General features: G+C 72.6%; 18 protein-coding genes. 10 read left to right on the top strand and 8 right to left on the bottom strand.

Annotated features, from left to right (window positions below; all coding sequences use genetic code 11):
* Nucleotides 1-16: 16 nt before the first annotated feature.
* Nucleotides 17-1,024, top strand: a complete 1,008-nt coding sequence (locus ACILRH_RS15585) for an ROK family protein (protein WP_395694770.1) — start codon at nt 17-19, stop codon at nt 1,022-1,024.
* Here the strand turns inward: ACILRH_RS15585 and ACILRH_RS15580 are convergent.
* The 3 genes from ACILRH_RS15580 to ACILRH_RS15570 are packed head-to-tail and all read right to left on the bottom strand — an operon-like array spanning nt 957 to nt 3,484.
* Nucleotides 957-2,201, bottom strand: coding sequence for a TIGR00300 family protein (locus ACILRH_RS15580; protein ID WP_395694768.1), 1,245 nt, complete (start codon nt 2,199-2,201; stop codon nt 957-959). The two genes, ACILRH_RS15585 and ACILRH_RS15580, sit on opposite strands and share 68 nt — an antisense overlap.
* Before the next feature lie 26 nt (nt 2,202-2,227).
* The gene (locus ACILRH_RS15575) at nt 2,228-2,686 is read right to left on the bottom strand and encodes a hypothetical protein (RefSeq protein WP_395694766.1); all 459 of its coding nucleotides are present in this window, start codon (nt 2,684-2,686) and stop codon (nt 2,228-2,230) included.
* 24 nt (nt 2,687-2,710) lie between these two features.
* Nucleotides 2,711-3,484: an alpha/beta hydrolase gene (locus tag ACILRH_RS15570; RefSeq protein ID WP_395694764.1), complete on the bottom strand. Its 774-nt coding sequence runs from the start codon at nt 3,482-3,484 to the stop codon at nt 2,711-2,713.
* Between the two features lie 111 nt (nt 3,485-3,595).
* Between ACILRH_RS15570 and ACILRH_RS15565 the strand changes: the two genes are divergently transcribed.
* Genes ACILRH_RS15565 through ACILRH_RS15555 form a run of 3 tightly spaced genes read left to right on the top strand, consistent with a single transcriptional unit; the run spans nt 3,596 to nt 5,714 of the window.
* Complete coding sequence (locus tag ACILRH_RS15565) at nt 3,596-4,333, top strand: lysophospholipid acyltransferase family protein (protein WP_395694762.1); 738 nt, start codon at nt 3,596-3,598, stop codon at nt 4,331-4,333.
* Complete coding sequence (locus ACILRH_RS15560) at nt 4,330-4,833, top strand: flavin reductase family protein (protein ID WP_395694760.1); 504 nt, start codon at nt 4,330-4,332, stop codon at nt 4,831-4,833. The genes ACILRH_RS15565 and ACILRH_RS15560 overlap by 4 nt, the downstream gene beginning before the upstream one ends.
* Nucleotides 4,830-5,714, top strand: a complete 885-nt coding sequence (locus tag ACILRH_RS15555) for a hypothetical protein (protein WP_395694758.1) — start codon at nt 4,830-4,832, stop codon at nt 5,712-5,714. Before ACILRH_RS15560 ends, ACILRH_RS15555 begins: the two co-directional genes overlap by 4 nt.
* On the opposite strand, the gene ACILRH_RS15550 is transcribed toward ACILRH_RS15555, so the two are convergent.
* Nucleotides 5,711-6,334, bottom strand: coding sequence for a DedA family protein (locus ACILRH_RS15550; protein WP_395694756.1), 624 nt, complete (start codon nt 6,332-6,334; stop codon nt 5,711-5,713). The two genes, ACILRH_RS15555 and ACILRH_RS15550, sit on opposite strands and share 4 nt — an antisense overlap.
* A 112-nt stretch (nt 6,335-6,446) precedes the next feature.
* Between ACILRH_RS15550 and ACILRH_RS15545 the strand changes: the two genes are divergently transcribed.
* Complete coding sequence (locus ACILRH_RS15545; RefSeq protein ID WP_395694755.1) at nt 6,447-7,430, top strand: alpha/beta fold hydrolase; 984 nt, start codon at nt 6,447-6,449, stop codon at nt 7,428-7,430.
* A gap of 21 nt (nt 7,431-7,451) precedes the next feature.
* Here ACILRH_RS15545 and ACILRH_RS15540 read toward each other — a convergent pair whose 3' ends face one another.
* The 3 genes from ACILRH_RS15540 to ACILRH_RS15530 all read right to left on the bottom strand — a co-directional run bounded on the left by ACILRH_RS15540 (nt 7,452) and on the right by ACILRH_RS15530 (nt 11,675).
* Entirely contained in the window at nt 7,452-9,248 is a 1,797-nt protein-coding gene (locus tag ACILRH_RS15540) for a PKD domain-containing protein (RefSeq protein WP_395694753.1), read from the bottom strand.
* 133 nt (nt 9,249-9,381) lie between these two features.
* Nucleotides 9,382-10,848 carry an FGGY family carbohydrate kinase gene (locus ACILRH_RS15535; RefSeq protein WP_395694751.1) on the bottom strand — a complete coding sequence of 489 codons (1,467 nt, stop codon included), beginning with the start codon at nt 10,846-10,848 and terminating at the stop codon, nt 9,382-9,384.
* A complete protein-coding gene (locus ACILRH_RS15530; protein WP_395694749.1) occupies nt 10,845-11,675 on the bottom strand; it encodes a DUF1028 domain-containing protein in 831 nt (276 codons plus the stop codon). Before ACILRH_RS15530 ends, ACILRH_RS15535 begins: the two co-directional genes overlap by 4 nt.
* A gap of 132 nt (nt 11,676-11,807) precedes the next feature.
* On the opposite strand from ACILRH_RS15530, the gene ACILRH_RS15525 reads away from it, so the two are divergent.
* The 5 genes from ACILRH_RS15525 (at nt 11,808) to ACILRH_RS15505 (ending at nt 17,932) form a co-directional block, all read left to right on the top strand.
* Nucleotides 11,808-13,031: a pyrophosphate--fructose-6-phosphate 1-phosphotransferase gene (locus tag ACILRH_RS15525; protein WP_395694747.1), complete on the top strand. Its 1,224-nt coding sequence runs from the start codon at nt 11,808-11,810 to the stop codon at nt 13,029-13,031.
* A gap of 51 nt (nt 13,032-13,082) precedes the next feature.
* On the top strand, nt 13,083-14,111 hold the full coding sequence (locus ACILRH_RS15520) for a 6-phosphofructokinase (RefSeq protein WP_395694745.1): 1,029 nt from the start codon (nt 13,083-13,085) through the stop codon (nt 14,109-14,111).
* Between the two features lie 223 nt (nt 14,112-14,334).
* Nucleotides 14,335-15,795, top strand: coding sequence for an APC family permease (locus tag ACILRH_RS15515; RefSeq protein WP_395694743.1), 1,461 nt, complete (start codon nt 14,335-14,337; stop codon nt 15,793-15,795).
* A gap of 67 nt (nt 15,796-15,862) precedes the next feature.
* Complete coding sequence (locus ACILRH_RS15510; protein WP_395694741.1) at nt 15,863-17,215, top strand: class II 3-deoxy-7-phosphoheptulonate synthase; 1,353 nt, start codon at nt 15,863-15,865, stop codon at nt 17,213-17,215.
* A gap of 156 nt (nt 17,216-17,371) precedes the next feature.
* On the top strand, nt 17,372-17,932 hold the full coding sequence (locus tag ACILRH_RS15505; protein WP_395694739.1) for a plastocyanin/azurin family copper-binding protein: 561 nt from the start codon (nt 17,372-17,374) through the stop codon (nt 17,930-17,932).
* On the opposite strand, the gene ACILRH_RS15500 is transcribed toward ACILRH_RS15505, so the two are convergent.
* On the bottom strand, nt 17,919-18,554 hold the full coding sequence (locus tag ACILRH_RS15500) for a hypothetical protein (RefSeq protein WP_395694737.1): 636 nt from the start codon (nt 18,552-18,554) through the stop codon (nt 17,919-17,921). The two genes, ACILRH_RS15505 and ACILRH_RS15500, sit on opposite strands and share 14 nt — an antisense overlap.

Genomic DNA, 18,554 nt, shown 5'->3' with positions numbered 1-18,554 from the left:
TGGTCGAATGACCCTCATGGCTCTCTTCATCGGCGTCGACATCGGTGGCACCAAGGTGCTCGCCGCCGCCGTGACCTCGACCGGACGCGTCCTGCGCACCGCCCTGCGGACCACGCCGGGCCGTCGGGTCGAGTCGCGGCTGGTCGAGGACGCGCTGACCGAGGCCGTCGAGGAGGCCGCGGGACTGCGGCGGCCGGCGGCGATCGGCATCGCCGCCGCCGGGTTCGTCGACGCGCAGGGCGAGCGGGTGCGGTTCGCGCCCCACCTGCCCTGGCGCGACGAGGGCGTCCGGGCCCGGCTGGCCGAGCGCTGGAGCGCGCCGGTGGTCCTGGACAACGACGCCAACTGCGCTGCCCGGGCAGAGCTCGCGTACGGCGCCGCCAGCGGTGCCCAGGACGCCGTCGTCGTGACGATGGGGACCGGCATCGGCGGCGCCATCGTGCTCGACGGCGCGGTGCACCGCGGCTACAACGGCATGGCGGGGGAGTACGGCCACATGCAGGTCGTGCCCGACGGTCGTCCGTGTGAGTGCGGGGGCACCGGGTGCTGGGAGCAGTACGCCAGCGGCAATGCCCTCGCACGCTTCGCGCGCAAGCGCATCGGCCAGGAGCCGACCGTGCTGGACGCGGCGTGCGGCGGCGACCCGGCGCAGCTGACCGGCCCGATGGTCACCGACGCGGCCCGGGCCGGCGACGCCGTGGCGCTGGCTGCGTTCGAGTCGGTGGGCGGCTGGCTCGGGGTGGGGGTGGCGAACCTGGTGGCGGCCTTCGACCCCGAGGTCGTCGTCGTCGGCGGCGGCCTGTCGGCGGCCGGCGACCTGCTCCTGGAGCCGGCGCGAGCGGCCCTGCGCGAGTCACTCGTGGGCGCACCGCACCGCACGGTCCCGCCGGTCACGCGCGCGGCCCTCGGGCCGGAGGCCGGGGCGGTCGGCGCCGCCGACCTGGCCCGGGAGCGCTTCAGGACCGTCGGTACCCGGGCACGAGCTCGACGGCGAGCTGCTCGAGGAACAGGCCAACGTCGGTGACGATCCCGCGGGCCTGCGAGGACCCGCGGTCGGCGAGCTTGGTGACCGTCGCCGGGTTGATGTCGACGCACACGAGCGGGATCGAGGCGGGCAGGATGTTGCCGGTCGCGACCGAGTGCAGCGTGGTCGCCACCATGATGCAGAACCCGACGCCGGGCAGCTGGGCGCGCATCGCCCGCTGGCCCTCGATCACGTCGGTGTAGACGTCGGGGAGCGGCCCGTCGTCGCGCACCGAGCCGACCAGGACGTAGCTCTTCTGGTGCGTCACGAGGGCGTGCATGATCCCGCTGGTGAGCACGCCGCTGTCCACCGCGGCCCGGATCGACCCCTCGCGGCGGATGGTGTTGAGGGCGCGGATGTGGTGCTCGTGGCCGTGCTCGACGCCCCGGGCCATCGCCAGGTCCACGCCGAGGCTGGTGCCGTAGAGCGCCGACTCGATGTCGTGGGTGGCCAGCGCGTTGCCCGCGAACAGGACGTCGACGTACCCCGCGTGGACGAGGGCGACCAGCGCCGGCGCGGCCCCGGTGTGTACGACGCCGGGTCCGCCGACCCACAGCACCTTCTTGCCCTCGGCCTTGGCCTCCCGCATGCCGTCGGCGACCTGGCGCACCAGCACCGCGTGCGGCTTCTCCGAGGACACCTCGGACTCCATGAACCCGAAGGCGCCGCCGGTGGCGTCCGGTGTCGGCACCGACACCTTGACGCCCGATGCGCCGACGACGACCTGCATGCCCACCCGGAGGTCGGACATGGGCAGCGTGTACACGCGGGTCGCCGCGCCCCCGGCGTCGCGCTCGACGATCAGCCCGCAGTCCATCTCGGGGTTCTCGACGTCCAGCCAGCGGTCGTCGACGCGCACCCGGGTGTCCAGGTTCGTGGTGGAGTAGAACCCGTCGGGGAAGACGCCGTCGCGGTCGGCCTCCGCCGTGGTCGCCTCCCCGGGGTCGACCTGGTTGACGCCGCGGGTCTGCAGCCGCATCAGCAGCCGCTGCAGCTCCTCGTCGTCCTCCGCGGTCACGGTGATCACCGCGTGCGACGGGTCGTCGGTCTCGCGACCGACGTCGAAGCGGTCGATCGTGTAGTCCCCGCCGTACTCGCGGATGTCGTCGAGGACCAACGACAAGATGCCGTGGTCCATCAGGTGTCCGGCGATCTCGACGGTCTCGTGGGCGCTCACCCGCGAACCTTAGCCAACGGCCGTGGTCACACCTGCGCCCCGTCGTCCCAGGGGTCCCGTGGCTCCCGGGGCATCTTGACCACCAGGTAGAGGAAGCCGCCGACGAAGCCGGCCACGAGCAGGTAGCCCAGCCAGAAGGGGATGCTCAGGGAGAGCACGAGCGCGATGAGCAGCACCGTGGGGGAGCCGAACACGCCCACCCAGGCCAGCATCCGGTCGGGCTCGACGCGGGGCAGCGGTGGCGGTGGGGGAGGGACGTAGCCCTCCTCCTCGACCGCTCCCGGCGGCTCGCCCGCCTCCCCGACCCCGGCGGCCGGGTCCTGGCCGGGATCCGGTGAGAAGGCCCGGGGATCACCGAAGCGTCCGCCGAACGGGGCGTCGCTGACCGGCGGCGGGTCGTCCAGCTCGGGACGCTCGCCGTAGTTCTCCACGATCGCGCGCCAGGCCCGGTCCTCGGCCTCGTCGTCGTGGTCGTCCGGTTGCACGCAACGAGCGTATGCCCGCGTCGGTCAGGGCGTGGCGGTGACCCGGGCGACGAAGGCGGCCGAGTCGGCGTAGATCTTCTCGGCGTCGTTGTCGATCGTCGCGACGTGGTAGCTGTTCTCCAGGCGCACGACGGTCACGTCCTTCGACGAGACGCCGCCGAGGATGATCGGCTCGGACTTCTCGTCGACCACGTGGTCCTCGGTGGAGCGGAAGTAGAGCAGCGGCGCGGTGATCTTGGGCAGGTCCTCGATGATCCCGGGCCAGGCCTGCATCATCGAGTGGATCGCCTTCAACGGCGTCCGCGTGTACCCGTGCTCCTCGACGCCGGGCTTCTTGATGTCGTTGGCGATGCCGGGGAAGGACTTCACCAGGTGCTTGAGCACCGGGAGGAGCTTGACGTCGAGCCGCTTGGTCGCGACCGCCGGGTTGACCACCACGACACCGGCGACGTCCGCGGGCCGGTCGGCGGCCAGGCGCAGCACCAGCGCACCGCCCATCGACAGGCCGCCGACCACCACGGCGTCGTTGTCGGCGACCAGCCGGTCGAAGGCCGACGTGAGCTCGCCGTACCAGTCCGCCCAGGTCAGCGTGTTCAGCTCCTCCCAGGTGGTGCCGTGCCCGGGGAGCCGGGGCACCTCGACGGCGTACCCGAGCTCGGCGAGCGCCTGGCCCCAGGGCGTCATCGAGGCGGGCTGGCCGGTGAACCCGTGGCTGAGCAGGACCCCGACCCGGCGGCCTCCGGTCAGCTCGGGGCGTGCGGGCGCGGAGAACGGGGTCGCAAGGGGGTGAACGGTCATGGCCATGGATTCTGCACTGCCGGTCCACCGCCGGGCTGGGGTATGGGGGAGTTGCTCCCGGACGGTCTAGGCTTCGCAGCGTCAGGTCTCGGGTGTCGCGCGGAGGTGTCGGTGTTCTACTGGTTCCTGAAGTGGATCGCCCTGGGTCCGTGGCTGCGGCTGGTCTTCCGGCCGCGCGTCTACGGTGCGGAGAACGTGCCGCTGGAGGGTCCGGCCATCCTGGCCAGCAACCACCTCTCGTACGCCGACTGGCTCTTCATGCCGCTGACGCTGCCGCGCCGGGTGACCTTCGTGGCCAAGGCCGAGTACTTCACCGGCACCGGCCTCAAGGGCTGGCTGCAGCGCACGTTCTTCAAGGGCTCCGGCCAGGTGCCGATCGACCGCTCCGGCGGCAGCGCCTCGGAGGGCGCGATCATCTCGGCCAAGAAGCTGCTCGCCGAGGGCGAGCTCTTCGGGATCTACCCCGAGGGGACCCGGTCCCACGACGGCCGGCTCTACCGCGGCAAGGTCGGCGTCGCGAGGCTGGCGCTGGAGGCCAAGGTCCCGGTGATCCCGGTCGCGGTCGTCGGCACCGACGTCGTGGCGCCGCCCGGCAAGACCTTCGGCCGGTTCACCCGTCCCGTGGTCCGGTTCGGCACGCCGCTCGACTTCAGCCGCTACGAGGGGCTGGAGGGCGACCGCTACATCCTGCGGTCGATCACCGACGAGATCATGTACGAGATCATGCGGCTGTCCGGCCAGGAGTACGTCGACCTCTACGCCTCGCGTGCCAAGGAGCTCTCCAAGGCGGCGGAGAAGGCCGCGAAGGACGCGGACGACGGCCAGGGCGAGTCCAAGCTCGCGTCGTGACGATCCACTCGTCCCACCCGTTCGCCGACCCCGAGCCCGACCCGGTACGCCGGTTCCGCGGCCGGCTGGGCGGCGCCGTCGCGCTGGTGACGGCCGGGGACGACGCCGGCCGGGCGGGGCTGACGGTCTCCTCGCTGCTGGTCGCCAACGGTGACCCTGCCGTGGTGCTGCTGCTCGTCGACCCCGACAGCGACCTGCACGACGCCCTGGCCGGCTCCGGACGAGGCGTCGTGCAGCTGCTCGGGTGGCGGCACCGCGGCCTGGCCGAGGCGTTCGCCGGGACGGCGCCGGCGCCGGGAGGACCGTTCCGCACCGGGGAGTTCCAGCCGACCGCGTGGGGTCCGCGGCTGGTCGACGCGGGCACCTGGGCCGGCGTGCGACTGGTGAGCCGCAGCGACGCCGGATGGTCGGCGCTGCTGGCGTGCGAGGTGGAGGAGCTGTCGGTCGGCGAGGACGACGAGCCCCTCGGCAGCCGACGTGGCCGGTGGGTGCGCCTGTGAGTGAGCTGCTCGAGATCGCGGACGAGCTCTACGGACTGCCGCTGGCCGACTTCACCCCGGCCCGCGACGCTCGGGCCAAGGAGCTCAAGGGCACCGACCTCGCGCCGCGGGTCAAGGCGCTGCGCAAGGCCTCGACGGCCGCCTGGGTCGTCAACCTCCTGGTCCGCCGCGACCCGGCCCAGGTCGAGCAGGTGCTCGCCGTCGGGGCGGCGCTGCGCGAGGCGCAGGCGGCGATGTCGGGGGAGGAGCTGCGCACGCTGACCCGTCAGCGTCGTCAGCTGACGGCGGCGGTGACCACGCAGGCACGGCGTACCGCCCGCGAGGAGGGCACCCGCGTCACCGACGCGGTCGCCGAGCAGGTGGAGGCGACCCTGACCGCGGCCATGGTCGACGAGCAGTGCGCGCTCGCGGTGCGCAGCGGCCTCCTGGTCGCGGCGCTGGCCACGACCGGGCTCGACGCCGCGGACGTCGCCGGCGCGGTCGCGCTGCCCGAGGCGCTGGGTTTCACCGCGACCGCGCGGGAGCCGGAGGAGCCGGCGCGGCCGGAGCTGCACGTCGTCCCGGACCCCGAGGCGGACCAGAAGGCGGTCGCGGCCGCCGAGGAGGCGCTCGCCGCGGCCGAGTCGGAGCTCGCCGAGGCCGCCGACGCCCACCAGGAGGCCGCCACGGCGTACGACGAGCTGGCGGCCCGCGGGCTGCAGGTGCAGGCCGAGATCGACGAGCTGCGCGGCCGGATCGCCGAGCTGGAGACCACCGCGGAGGAGGTCGACGACGACCTCACCGAGGCCGAGGACACCCGGTCGGAGACCGAGGACGCGGTCCGGGAGGCGACCCGGGTGCGCGACGCTGCAGCGCAGGCGCTGCAGCGGCTGCGCGGCTAGGGGACCTCGCTCGCCGCCTCCCGTCGGCGACGGCGGACGTGCCAGGTCACCAGCGCCGCGACGACCAGCAGCCCGAGGAGCGCGGCGGCGCCCTCGCCGATGGTGGTGGCGACCCGTTGGTAGGACGCCCCGGCGAAGTAGCCGACCAGGCAGAACGTGACGCCCCACGCCAGCCCGCCGAGCGCGTTCCAGACCACGAAGGTGCGGTAGGGCATCCGGCTCAGGCCGGCGATGCCGGGCATGACGGCTCGGAAGAACGCGGTCCAGCGACCCAGGAAGACCGCCGGCCCGCCGCGGCGCCGCAGCATCTCCTGGGCGTCCTCGATCCGGGCGCGGTGGCGGTGAAGCACCCCGAGCTGCAGGATGCGCGGCCCGGCCCGCTTGCCGACCTCGTAGCCGACGCTGTCACCCACGACCGCGCTGACCACCACCACGACGACGAGGGTGACGATGTCGAGGTGACCCTGGCTGGCGAGGAGGCCGCCGAGGAGCACCGCGGTCTCCCCGGGCAGCACGAAGCCCACGAAGAGAGCGGCCTCGCCGAAGACCAGCAGCGCGATGATCGCGCAGGCCAGCGCAGGGGGGACCGAGCCGATCGCGTCCAGCACGCCCTGCACCACCTCGCCGACGGTATCGCCGCGGACCTGCCATCCACCTGACCGTCCCGGCTGCCCGACGGCGCCGACGTCACTAGGGTGAGCGGCGACCGTGGTGGACCGGGAGGGGCGGGCGATGGTGGACGAGCAGGTGCGCGTGTGGGCCGACCGCGGGTCGCACGTGCGGTGGCGGTCGACCACCGCGGAGAACGACGGCCGCGAGCTCGACGTCTACGTCCAGACCCGAGGCGACCGGGGCAACCCGGCCCTGGTGCTGGTGCACGGCTACCCGACCAGCTCCTACGACTTCCACCGGGTCGTGGCCCTGCTCGAGGAGGACCACTTCGTCTGCCTGGTGGACCTGCCGGGCTACGGGCTGTCGGACAAGCCGCACACCGACCACCGCTACACGATCGCCGACGACGCGCGCCTCGTCGACCACCTGGTCCGCACGACCTTCGGCCTCGACGCGTTCACGCTGGTGACCCACGACCGCGGCGACAGCGTGGGGCTGGCGCTGCTGGACCTGGTCCGCACCGAGGGGGCGCCGTACGACGTCAGCGGGCTCGTGATGCTCAACGGCAACGTCTGGCTCCCGCTCGCCCAGCTCACCGGGATCCAGAAGGCGCTGCTGCACCCGGTGACGGGACCGCCGATCTCGCGGATGCTCCCGACCAGGGTCTTCGCTCGCGGCCTGGCGCGCCGGACCTGCACGCCCGCGCTGGACGCCGCCGAGACCGCGGCGCTGGAGGGGATGCTCGCCCACCAGCAGGGCATGCGCGTCCAGCACCGGTTGATCCAGTACCTGAACGAGCGCCGGGTCCACGAGGCGGCCTGGCTGGCGAGCCTGACCGCCGGCCCGGTGCCGGTGACGCTCGCCTGGGGCGAGCTCGACACCATCGCGCCGCCGGCGGTCGCCGACTTCGTCTGGTCCGAGCACCTGGCGAGCCGCGAGGCGGCGTCGTCGTACTGGCGGATCCCGGCGGCCAACCACTACCCGCAGCTGGACCAGCCGGACGTCGTCAGCGCGCTGCTGCGCATCCCGCCCGGCACCGACCCGGGCAAGCCCGTCGCGGGCGCGCGACTGGTGGCCGAGAACCGACCCGGCGAACCCTCCTGAGCGCCGGGCGCTCGTCGGCGGTCACCTCGCGGTGAAGACCTTGCTCGGCTTGCTGGCGCCGCCGTAGCCGAGGTCGTTCGTGGCCCGGACCACGCAGCGGTACCTCGCGCCCCTGGTCAGCCCGGTGACCGTGACCGGGCTCCGCGAGCCGGTGTGCTGACGGGTCGAGCCCTTGCCCTGGGGCGTGCACCGGGCCAGGTACCCGGTGACCGGACTGCCGCCGTTGGCGCCGGGCCTGACCGCCAGGACGACCTTGCCGCCCCGGGCCACGGTGAGCGTCCGGATGGACGGGGGGCTCGGTGCCGTCGCGCCGAGGTGAGGGGTCGTCGGGGCCGTCGGCGGCCCTGGGACGACGTACGGGTCCAGCGGGGCGCCGGCGTCGAGCAGCCAGGCCCCGCTGGCGTGGGCGCGGTCGAGCGGGTCGACCGTCAGGGAGCCGTGTCCGGTCACGAGCCGCTGCTCGGAGAGGTCGGGGTTGCCGCCGGCCGAGGACGCGACGTCCAGCGCCACCACGTGACCGATCGGGACGCTGGCGGAGTCGGCAGGGATCTCGGTCGCCCCTGCCGCGACCGCGCCGGTCGTGGCGGTCAATGGCGTCAACGAGGTCACGCAGCCACTGAACTTGTGGGCGATCACCTGGCGGCCGTCGAAGTCGAGTGCGGCCCGGACCTCGACGACGTAGGCGTCCGCGTCGAGGGGCAGGTAGTTCAGGCCCAGCCCCACGGTGCCGTCAGCCTGCACCGGCACGTAGTTGCTGGAGAAGATGCCGCCCGCGGACTGCGCCTCGGTCATGTCCGACGGCGGGCAGCCGTCGGTGAAGGACCACAGGATCGCCTTCCCACCGGTAGGCCACCCCTGCAGCGCGACGGCCGCGGCGCCGGTCGTCGTGGCGCCGATCCGGCCGACCCCCTGCAGGACCGGTGCCGGAGGGAAGATGCCGGCGCTGACCGAGTCGGCCGAGGAGCGGCCGTCGGAGGTCGTGACCTTCGCCGTCACGGTGTAGTCGGCCGGCGTCGCGTACGTGTGGGTGACGACCTTGCCCGCGGCGCCGTGCTGCGTGCTGCCGTCACCGAAGTCCCAGGTGAGCGTCACGGCCTTGCCGTAGGGGTCGCGCACCGCGGCCACCGCCTTGACGGTGAGGCCCTTGCCCTTGGCCGCCGCCTCGACGGAGGGCGGGGCGACGTCGGTCGCCCTCGGGATGTAGACCGCGGACTCGCTGTAGGTCTCGTAGCAGCCCGCCACCCCGTTGGGGCTGCTGGCCGGACAGGCCTGCGCCCCGGCCATCAGGCCGTTCGCGTCCGTCGCGCGGTACCACCCGGGCCGCAGGTTGGTGCTCGTGGTGACGTACGTGCAGGCCAGCTTGTCCCCCTGGCAGTGGCTGGCGTCGCCCGGGTCGGGTTGCATGTAGACGTCGGTCGCGGTGGGGTCGGACCACCCCTCGATCGGCATCAGCAGCAGCTGCGGGTTCTTGAACCCGAGGATGTGGGAGGCGTCCCCGTTCTTGGCGGTGCCCGCGTCGATGATCGAGAACGTCACGCGCCCGGTGTACTCGCCGCCCCGGGCGCCGCGGTCGACGACCATCGTGGGCATGTCGATTCGCACGGGCTGGGTGAACACGCCCTGCCAGGAGTAGCTCGGCTGGTTGATGCACGCCGGCCCGGGCTGCGCCGAGCACAACGGCGGCGGCTGGAGCTGGGAGAACCCGCTGCCGGCACGCGCCGCCGGTGGCGCGGCGTGCCCCGATGGCGCCGCGGTCACCCCGGCCGGCAGGGCGACGGCCAGGCCCAGGGCGAGCAACGCCCGATGGAGAGTGCTCATGTCCTGGCCCCCGTCCCGGCGCCCGCGGTCTGCTGCACAGGCGATCCTGCATCTTCCGCAATCAGGGGCGGTGACGCAAGGGAGGCCGTGCCGGCACCGCGTGGCCGGAGCCCGAGGGTGTCGCTCGGGTCAGCTACACCGCCCAGCCCTTCGAGCGCTGGACCGCGTCGCGCCAGCGGGCGTGGGCGGCGTCGGCGGCCGCCCGGTCCCCGACGGGCTCGAAGCGGCGGTCGAGCGCCCAGGTGTGGCGCAGGTCGTCGGTCGAGGACCAGACCCCGGCGCCGAGGCCGGCGAGGAACGCCGCACCCAGGCCGGTCGTCTCCACGACGGTGGGCCGCTCCACCGGGACACCGAGCTGGTCGGCCTGGATCTGGCAGAGCAGGTCGTTGGCGGCGGCGCCGCCGTCGACCCGCAGCGACGACACCGCCGGCATCACGTCGAGCACGTCGCGCACCTCGAAGGCGATCGCCTCCAAGGTGGCGCGCACGATGTGCGCGCGGGTCGTGCCACGCGTCAGGCCGATGATCATGCCGCGCGCGTGCGGGTCCCAGTCGGGCGCACCGAGGCCGGTGAGGGCGGGGACGAACACCACGCCCTCGGTGTCGTCCACGGTGCTCGCCACCGCCTGCGTCTCCGCGGCGGAGCCGACGATCTGGATCCCGTCGCGCAGCCACTGCACGGCCGCGCCGGTGACGAAGATCGAGCCCTCGCTGGCATAGGTGATCTCACCCGAGGGCGCCCGCCAGGCCGCAGTCGCCAGCAGCGCGTCGGAGCGCTCCACCGTGGCGCCCGTGTTGGTCAGCACGAAGGAGCCGGTGCCGTAGGTGCACTTGGAGTCGCCCACGTCGAAGCAGGTCTGGCCGAACAGCGCCGACTGCTGGTCGCCGGCGACCCCGGCGATCGGCAGCGACAGGCCGAGGTACGACGCCGGGTCGGTGACCGCGAGCTCGCCCCAGTTCGAGACGAGCTCGGGCAGGGCGTCGCGCGGGACGCCGAACAGGTCGCACAGCTCGTCGGACCAGTCGCCGGCCTCGAGGTCGAACAGCAGCGTCCGACACGCGTTGGAGACGTCGGTGGCGTGGTAGGTGCCCCGGCTCATCCGCGCGATCAGGTAGGAGTCGACCGTGCCGATCGCGTAGCGGCCCGACTCCACCAGGGCCCAGGTGTGCGGCTCGTTCTCGCGCAGCCACATCAGCTTGGTGCCGGAGAAGTAGGGGTCCAGGCGCAGCCCGGTGAGGTCGCGGACCCGCGGCTCGTGACCCTCGTCGCGCAACCGGGTGCAGAGGTCCGCGGTGCGCCGGTCCTGCCACACGATCGCCCGGCGCGGCGCCGCGAGGGTCTCGCGGTCCCAGAGCATGACGGTCTCGCGCTGGTTGGTGATGCCGACCGCCTCGAGCTGCGCGGCGTCGTACACCTTGAGGACCTGGCGGGTCGCCTCGAGCGCCGCCTGCCAGATCTCCTCCGGCGCGTGCTCGACCCAACCCGGCCGGGGGAAGTGCTGCGCGAACTCCTGGTAGCCCTTGACCGCGATGGAGCCGTCCCGCTCGACGACCAGCGCGGTCACGCCGGTGGTGCCGGCGTCGATCGCCAGGACGCTCATGCCTGTCCACCCCGGGTGCCCCGGATGATGTCGAGGACCTGCTGGTCGACCCAGGTCCCGTCGGGGGCGACCCGCATCTCGTAGTTCTCCGTGCCGACCCAGGCCTGGAAGTCCCGCGCCCCGGCGGCCTGCGCCAGTCCCTCGAGCTCGGCCGCGAGCTCCGGGGTGACCGGCACCTTCTCCTCCTCGGTGGAGGCGGTGAGGTAGAGGTCGTTGAGGTCCAGCAGCCGGGTCAGCTCGGGGATCGGTGCGGCCGCGTCGTCGACCCGCAGGTCGACTGCGATGTCGTCGAGGCCGCCGTAGCCCGCACCTTCTCGGACGACGAGCAGTGCGGCCGACTGCCGGCCCCGGGAGTCGCCCCCGGCCTCGTCGCCGGCGCCCAGTGCCGCGAGCAGGCGCCGGGCCAGGGGCTCGTCCGCCGCCGAGGCGAGCCAGGCCGCTTCCATCGCCTCGACGACCTCCTCGCCGGTCAGGATGTTGCCCTGGATGGCGTAGCCGTCGCCGATGACACTGCCGGCCCAGTCCAGGCAGGCGGTGCCGGTGTGGCTGGCCGCGCCGCCGTCGACGTCGACGATGCCGACCTGGCGGTGGTCGCGGCCCTCGTCGTCCTCGAGCAGCCGCTGCAGCGCCACTGACGCGGTCGCGCCGTCGTCGAGGTGAGCCAGCGCCTGGCCCTTGTAGGCGACGTTGGCGTCGGCCTGGGTGGCGATCGCGCCGACCCCGGCGACGGCCGCCGGGACGGCCGACCCGACGGCGAGGAACTTGGAGGCGACGGCGACGCCCCAGGACTCGCCGTCCGCGGACCGGGCCACGATGGAGAAGGTCATGGGCCGACCCTAGCCACCGCGGGCCCCGTCCGTACCGGGCTCGACCGGGCCGGCCCGATCCGTCGCCAACGAGGGAGCGGTCGCGGTACTTTAGTCCTGAAAAGACCTAAACCGTTCCGAGAAGAGCCGATCGTGACCGTTCGCCGTATCGCCCTCCTGACCGCCGGTGGCCTCGCGCCCTGCCTGTCCTCAGCCGTCGGTGCGCTCATCGAGCGCTACACCGAGCTCGAGCCGGAGGCCGAGATCATCGGCTACCTCGACGGCTACGCCGGGCTCCTCGGCGGCCGGTTCGTCACCGTCACGCCCGGTGACCGCGAGCGCGCCCACCTGCTGCACCGCTTCGGCGGCAGCCCGATCGGCAACAGCCGGGTGAAGCTCACCAACGTCAAGGACTGCGTCAAGCGCGGGCTCGTGGCCCCGGGCCAGGACCCGCTGCACGTGGCGGCCGAGCAGCTGACGCGCGACGGCGTGGACGTGCTGCACACCATCGGCGGGGACGACACGAACACGACGGCGGCCGACCTGGCGGCGTACCTGCTCGAGCACGACTACCAGCTGACCGTCGTCGGCCTGCCCAAGACGATCGACAACGACGTGGTGCCGATCCGCCAGTCGCTCGGCGCGTGGACGGCCGCTGAGCAGGGTGCGGCGTTCGCCCGCAACATCGTCGCCGAGCACTCGTCCAACCCGCGGATGCTGATCGTCCACGAGGTCATGGGCCGCAACTGCGGCTGGCTGACCGCGGCGACCGTGGCGAAGTACCGCGCGTGGCTCGAGACCCAGGAGTTCTCCGGCTTCGCGGGCAACGACCGCCGCACCTGGGACATCCACGGCGTCTACGTCCCCGAGCTGGACCTCGACATCGAGGCCGAGGCCGGCCGGCTCCGCCAGGTCATGGACGAGACCGGGTGCGTCAACGTGTTCCTCTCCGAGGGCGCCGGCGTCTCGACGATCGTCGACGAGATGCTGTCGCGGGGAGAGGAGCCGAAGCGGGACGCCTTCGGCCACGTCAAGCTGGACTCGATCAACCCCGGCTCGTGGTTCGCCAAGCAGTTCTCCGGGATGATCGGGGCGGAGAAGACGATGGTGCAGAAGAGCGGCTACTTCTCGCGCTCCGCACCCGCGGGCGAGGACGACCTCGCCCTCATCAAGGCGTGCGCGGACCTGGCTGCCGAGGCGGCGCTGCGCGGTGAGAGCGGCGTCGTCGGGCACGACGAGGAGGCCGGTGACGTGCTGCGCGTCGTGGAGTTCCCCCGCATCAAGGGCGGCAAGGCGTTCGACACCAACCAGCCCTGGTTCCGCGAGATGCTCGAGGACATCGGCCAGCCGTTCCAGACCTCCTCGGCGACCGGCTGACGCACTAGAGTCGGCCGGGCTGGGAACGACCCACCGAGTCCAGGAGCCGTCATGCGCGTCGGAGTACTCACCGGAGGCGGGGACTGCCCCGGCCTGAACGCCGTCATCCGCGCCGTCGTGCGCAAGGGGGTCAAGGAGCACGGCTTCGAGTTCGTCGGCTACCGCGACGGGTGGCGGGGTCCGCTCGAGGGCGTGACGATGGAGCTCGGCATCGAGCAGTGCCGCGGGATCCTCCCGCGCGGTGGCACGATCCTCGGCTCGTCGCGGACGAACCCCTTCAAGCTCGACCACGGCGTCGAGCAGATCAAGGACAACCTGGCGAGCCACGGCGTCGACGCCCTGGTCGCGATCGGCGGCGAGGACACGCTCGGCGTGGCCACCAAGCTGGCCGACCTGGGCGTGGACGTCGTCGGCGTGCCGAAGACCATCGACAACGACCTGTCCGGCACCGACTTCACCTTCGGCTTCGACACCGCGGTCAACATCGCGACCGAGGCGATCGACCGGCTCCACACGACCGCGGAGTCCCACCACCGGGTGCTCGTGGTCGAGGTGATGGGGCGCCACGCCGGCTGGATCGCGCTGCACGCCGGCATCGCCGGCGGCGCCAACATCGTGCTCATCCCCGAGATGCCCTTCGACATCGACGAGGTCTGCGCGCTGGTGGAGAGCCGCTTCGAGTCGCACTACGCGCCGATCCTGGTGGTCTCCGAGGGCGCGGTCCCGCGCGAGGGCGGCAGCATGACGCTGGTCTCCGGCGAGGTCGACGAGTTCGGCCACGTCCGCCTCGGCGGCATCGGCGACCGGCTCGCGCAGGAGATCGAGAAGCGCACGGGCAAGGAGGCCCGCGCCGTCGTGCTCGGGCACATCCAGCGGGGCGGCACGCCCACGGCGTTCGACCGCTGGCTCGCCACCCGCTTCGGCCTCCAGGCGATCGACGCGGTGGCGGACGGCGACTTCGGCACGATGATGGCGCTGCGCGGCACCAAGATCGTCCGGGTCCCCCTCATCGAGGGCACCGGTGAGCTCAAGGTCGTCGGCCCCGAGGAGTACGCCGAGGCGCAGGTCTTCTTCGGCTGACGGTCGAGTTGAGGGTTGTGACCCGTTGAGTTGAGGGTCTCGACCACGTGAGTCCGGCGTCGCGCCGTCCGGCGGACTCCTGATCCGGGCTGCCCCTGGTCATGCCCTCGGCCTGATGCGTCACGGCACTCGACTCGGCTGGTCACAACCCTCGAGTCGGCTGGTCACAAGGCTCAACTCGACGTGGGGGTTGGGCGAGGGCCAGGTGGGGGAGCCTGGTGACATGACCACCCAGAGCGCGGAGACCGTCGACGTCAACGGACCCACTCCGGACCTCAAGCGGGTCCTGGGCCCCCGGCTGCTGCTGCTGTTCATCGTGGGCGACATCCTCGGGGCCGGCATCTACGCCGTCACCGGCGAGATGGCGCTCGAGGTGGGCGGGATCGTGTGGGTGCCGTTCCTGGTGGCGTTCGCGGTGGCCACGCTGACGGCGTACTCCTATCTCGAGCTCGTCACGAAGTTCCCGCAGGCGGCCGGTGCGGCGCTCTACACGCACAAGGCGTTCGGCATCCACTTCGTGACGTTCCTGGTGGCGTTCGCCGTGATCTGCTCGGGCATCACCAGCGCCTCCACGTCGTCCAACCTGCTGGCCACCAACCTGCTCGCCGGCCTCGACGGCCTCGGGTGGCACGTGTCGCAGGGCGACACGGCGATCACGGTGGTCGCGATGGCCTTCATGGTCCTGCTGGCCGCGATCAACCTGCGCGGAGTCGGCGAGAGCGTGAAGTTCAACGTGGTCCTGACGCTGATCGAGATGGCGGCGCTGGTCATCGTGATCGCGATCGGCTTCTGGGTGATGGCCAAGGGCGACGCCGACATGGGCCGCATCGTCGTCTTCGACTCCCAGTCCGACCGCGGCATGTTCGCCGCCGTGACGGTCGCGACCGCGATCGCCTTCTTCGCGATGGTGGGCTTCGAGGACTCGGTCAACATGGTCGAGGAGACGAAGGACCCCGAGCGGACCTTCCCCCGGGTCATGCTCAGCGGCCTCGGCATCGCGGTCGTCTTCTACGTGCTGGTCGCGATCTCGGTGATCGCCGTGATCCCCGAGGGCCAGATCGAGTCCGTGGTCGCCGACGAGGGCAAGGTGCTGCTCGCCGTGGTCGAGCAGGGCGCCCCCGGCCTGCCGATCGACAAGATCTTCCCGTTCCTGACCGTCGTCGCGGTCGCGAACACCGCGCTGCTCAACATGCTGATGGCCAGCCGGCTCCTCTACGGCCTGGCCCACCAGGACGTGCTGCCCCGCACGCTCGGCAAGGTGCTGCCGGGCCGGCGGACGCCGTACGCCGGCATCGCGTTCTCCACCGCGCTGGCGCTCGGCCTCATCGTGGTGGTCACGTTCCTCGCCGACACCTCGGTGATCACCGCGCTCTCGGGCACCACGGCACTGCTGCTGCTCTGCGTCTTCTCCGTGGTCAACATCGCCTGCGTGGTGCTGCGCCGCAAGGTCCCGGCGAAGGCCGGTGCCTTCACGGCGCCGGTGTGGGTGCCCCCTGTCGGTGCCGCCGCCTGCCTCTTCCTCGCCGGACCGTGGGCCCGCGACCGCGAGGACTGGATCCAGTACCAGGTGGCCGGCGGCCTGCTGCTGCTCGGCATCGTGCTCTGGGCGTGCACGTGGCTGACCAACCGCGCGGTCCGGGCGAAGAAGACCGGGTTCCGCGACATCGAGCACCTCGACGACTGAGCTCGGGCGCATCTCAGCGGAGCCCGCCGAATCGGGGGAGGGGCGGCCGCCGCCGTACCCTGGACGGGTGAGTGTCGTCCCGTCCCTGTCCGAGCTGCACGCGCTGGGTGCTGCCCAGCAGCCGACCTACCCCGACCCGGCCGCGGTCGACGCCGCGGTCGCGCGGCTGCGCACGGCGCCGCCGCTGGTGTTCGCCGGCGAGTGCGACGAGCTCAAGGACAAGATCGCCGCGGTCGCCCGCGGCGAGGCGTTCCTGCTCCAGGGCGGCGACTGCGCGGAGACGTTCGCCGGCGTGACCGCGGACAACGTGCGCAACAAGCTGCGGGTGCTGCTGCAGATGGCGGTCGTCCTGACCTACGCGGCCTCGGTGCCGGTGGTGAAGGTGGGCCGGATCGCCGGGCAGTACGCCAAGCCGCGCTCCTCGGACACCGAGACCCGCGAGCTGCCCGACGGGTCGACCAAGACGCTGCCGGCCTACCGCGGCGACGCGGTCAACGGCTACGAGTTCACCGAGGCCTCCCGGGTGCCCGACCCGCAGCGCCTGGTCGACGTCTACAACGCCAGCGCGTCCACGCTGAACCTGGTGCGCGCGTTCGTGACCGGCGGCTACGCGGACCTGCGCCAGGTGCACACCTGGAACACCGACTTCGTCAAGGAGTCCTCGGTCGGCCAGAAGTACGAGGCGATGGCCAACGAGATCGAGCGCGCGCTGACCTTCATGCAGGCGATCGGCGCCGACCCCGACGAGTTCCACCGGGTCGACGTGCACTCCAGCCACGAGGCGCTCGTGCTGGAGTACGAGCACGCGATGACCCGCATCGACTCGCGCACCGACCTGCCGTACGACGTGTCCGGCCACTTCGTGTGGATCGGCGAGCGCACCCGGCAGCTCGACGGCGCCCATGTCGAGCTGCTCAGCCGGATCTGCAACCCGATCGGCGTCAAGCTCGGCCCGTCGACGACGCCGGACGACGCGCTCGCGCTCGCCGCACGGCTCAACCCCGACAACGAGCCGGGGCGCCTGACCTTCATCACCCGCTTCGGCGCGGGCAGGATCCGCGACGGCCTCCCGCACCTGGTCGAGAAGGTCACCGCCGCCGGGCTCGAGGTGGCGTGGGTGTGCGACCCGATGCACGGCAACACGTTCGAGGCGTCGTCTGGCTACAAGACCCGCCGCTTCGACGACGTGATCGAGGAGGTGCAGGGCTTCTTCGACGTGCACCGCTCGCTGGGCACCTGGCCGGGCGGCCTCCATGTCGAGCTCACCGGTGACGACGTCACCGAGTGCGTCGGCGGCGGCGAGGACCTCACCGACCTCGACCTCGCGCACCGCTACGAGTCGGTCTGCGACCCGCGGCTGAACCGCGTGCAGTCCCTCGAGCTGGCGTTCCTCGTCGCGGAGATGCTGCGGCAGGCGTGAGGCGGCGGCGGCTGCTGGTTTACCCGGTCGACCGGGTAAACCATCGCTTGTCGGCCGAAGTTACACCCGACAAGCGATGGGACAAGCCGACAAGTCCCCGTCCGGTCCGGGTCGTGGCGGGGCGCGCTCTCATGAAATGGGTCTAGGTTGCCGGCCATGATCACTCGTCTCCTGGCCGGGTTGCTGGTGGCCGCCGGCCTGGTCGCCGTCGGCGACGGACCGGCGACCTCGACGGGTCCGACGGTCACCGCGGCCCACATGGCCTTCACCCCCTCGACCATGGCGATCGGTGTCGGTCTCACGGTGACGTGGAGGTTCCCCGACGAGGTCGCCCACACGACCACCTCCACCCAGGGCTTCTGGGACAGCGGGTCCCGGTCGGACGGCGACGTCTACACGCACACCTTCACCTCGGCCGGGACGTATCCCTACGTCTGCACCTTCCACCCGATGATGGTCGGGTCCGTGCGGGTCACGGTACGGCGGATCGGGTCGCCGTCGGCCGGTTGGACCCTGCAGTGGGCGACCGTGGCGGGCGGGTCGACGTTCGACGTCCAGGTGCGCCGTGGCAGCGCCGCCTGGCGGGCGTTCCGGACCGGGACGACCAGGACCTCGGCGGCCTTCGCCAAGCCCGGGACCTGGTCGGTGCGGGCCCGCACCCACGCCGGCGGCGCGACGTCGGGCTGGTCGCCGGCCACCACGGTCACGACCGGCTGACGCGCACGGGGTCCAGACCGGCCTCGCGCAGCTGCAGCTCGGCGAGCGCCTGTACCACGGCCGGCACCCCGCGGCGCCAGCCGTCGGCCGCGCCCGGCACCGCGGCCGCCACGTCGTGCACGGGCAGCGTCGTCAGGGCTCGGAGGGCGAGCAGGTCGGTGCCGCCGGGTGCCCGGGCGAGCAGCTCGATGCGGCCGGCCTCGCGGGCGGACCGGTAGCGGCGGCGACCGTACGGCACGCCCACCGGGCCGAAGAAGCCGATCACGAGGAGCACCGACAGCCACGTCCCGATCTGCTCGGTGCGGTCGGCGGCGTCGAGGGACGCGCTCCCGAGGCGGTCGGACGCGCCGGCCGCGGCCTGGAACGGGTCGTCGATCCCGGAGCCGACCAGCGGTACCTGCCCGAGCAGGTCGCCGGCCTGGGTCAGGCCGGAGGAGATGCCCGAGGTGGCGGTCTCGGTCCGTCGCACCTGGTCGGCGAGGTCGACGAACCGGCCGTGCACCCCGTGGGCGAGCCACAGGCAGACCACCAGCCAGCCGACCACCAGGAGGTCAGTGAGCACCTGGCGGGACCGACGGTCGGGAGTGGCGGCGTACCAGTGCGCGAAGATCCTCGGTGTCAT

Source organism: Nocardioides sp., assembly GCF_044226765.1.
Taxonomy (GTDB): domain Bacteria; phylum Actinomycetota; class Actinomycetes; order Propionibacteriales; family Nocardioidaceae; genus Nocardioides.
The sequence above is the reverse complement of the archived record's forward strand: the minus strand, read 5'-3'. Positions and strand labels throughout refer to the sequence as shown.

What these genes read in the sequence shown, in the direction of transcription:
- ACILRH_RS15585 (WP_395694770.1), top strand. Translation starts at nt 17, where the DNA reads ATGGCTCTCTTCATCGGCGTCGACATCGGTGGCACCAAGGTGCTCGCC.
- ACILRH_RS15570 (WP_395694764.1), bottom strand. Translation starts at nt 3,484, where the DNA reads ATGACCGTTCACCCCCTTGCGACCCCGTTCTCCGCGCCCGCACGCCCC.
- ACILRH_RS15545 (WP_395694755.1), top strand. Translation starts at nt 6,447, where the DNA reads ATGGTGGACGAGCAGGTGCGCGTGTGGGCCGACCGCGGGTCGCACGTG.
- ACILRH_RS15540 (WP_395694753.1), bottom strand. Translation starts at nt 9,248, where the DNA reads ATGAGCACTCTCCATCGGGCGTTGCTCGCCCTGGGCCTGGCCGTCGCC.
- ACILRH_RS15535 (WP_395694751.1), bottom strand. Translation starts at nt 10,848, where the DNA reads ATGAGCGTCCTGGCGATCGACGCCGGCACCACCGGCGTGACCGCGCTG.
- ACILRH_RS15530 (WP_395694749.1), bottom strand. Translation starts at nt 11,675, where the DNA reads ATGACCTTCTCCATCGTGGCCCGGTCCGCGGACGGCGAGTCCTGGGGC.
- ACILRH_RS15520 (WP_395694745.1), top strand. Translation starts at nt 13,083, where the DNA reads ATGCGCGTCGGAGTACTCACCGGAGGCGGGGACTGCCCCGGCCTGAAC.
- ACILRH_RS15515 (WP_395694743.1), top strand. Translation starts at nt 14,335, where the DNA reads ATGACCACCCAGAGCGCGGAGACCGTCGACGTCAACGGACCCACTCCG.
- ACILRH_RS15505 (WP_395694739.1), top strand. Translation starts at nt 17,372, where the DNA reads ATGATCACTCGTCTCCTGGCCGGGTTGCTGGTGGCCGCCGGCCTGGTC.
- ACILRH_RS15500 (WP_395694737.1), bottom strand. Translation starts at nt 18,554, where the DNA reads ATGACACCGAGGATCTTCGCGCACTGGTACGCCGCCACTCCCGACCGT.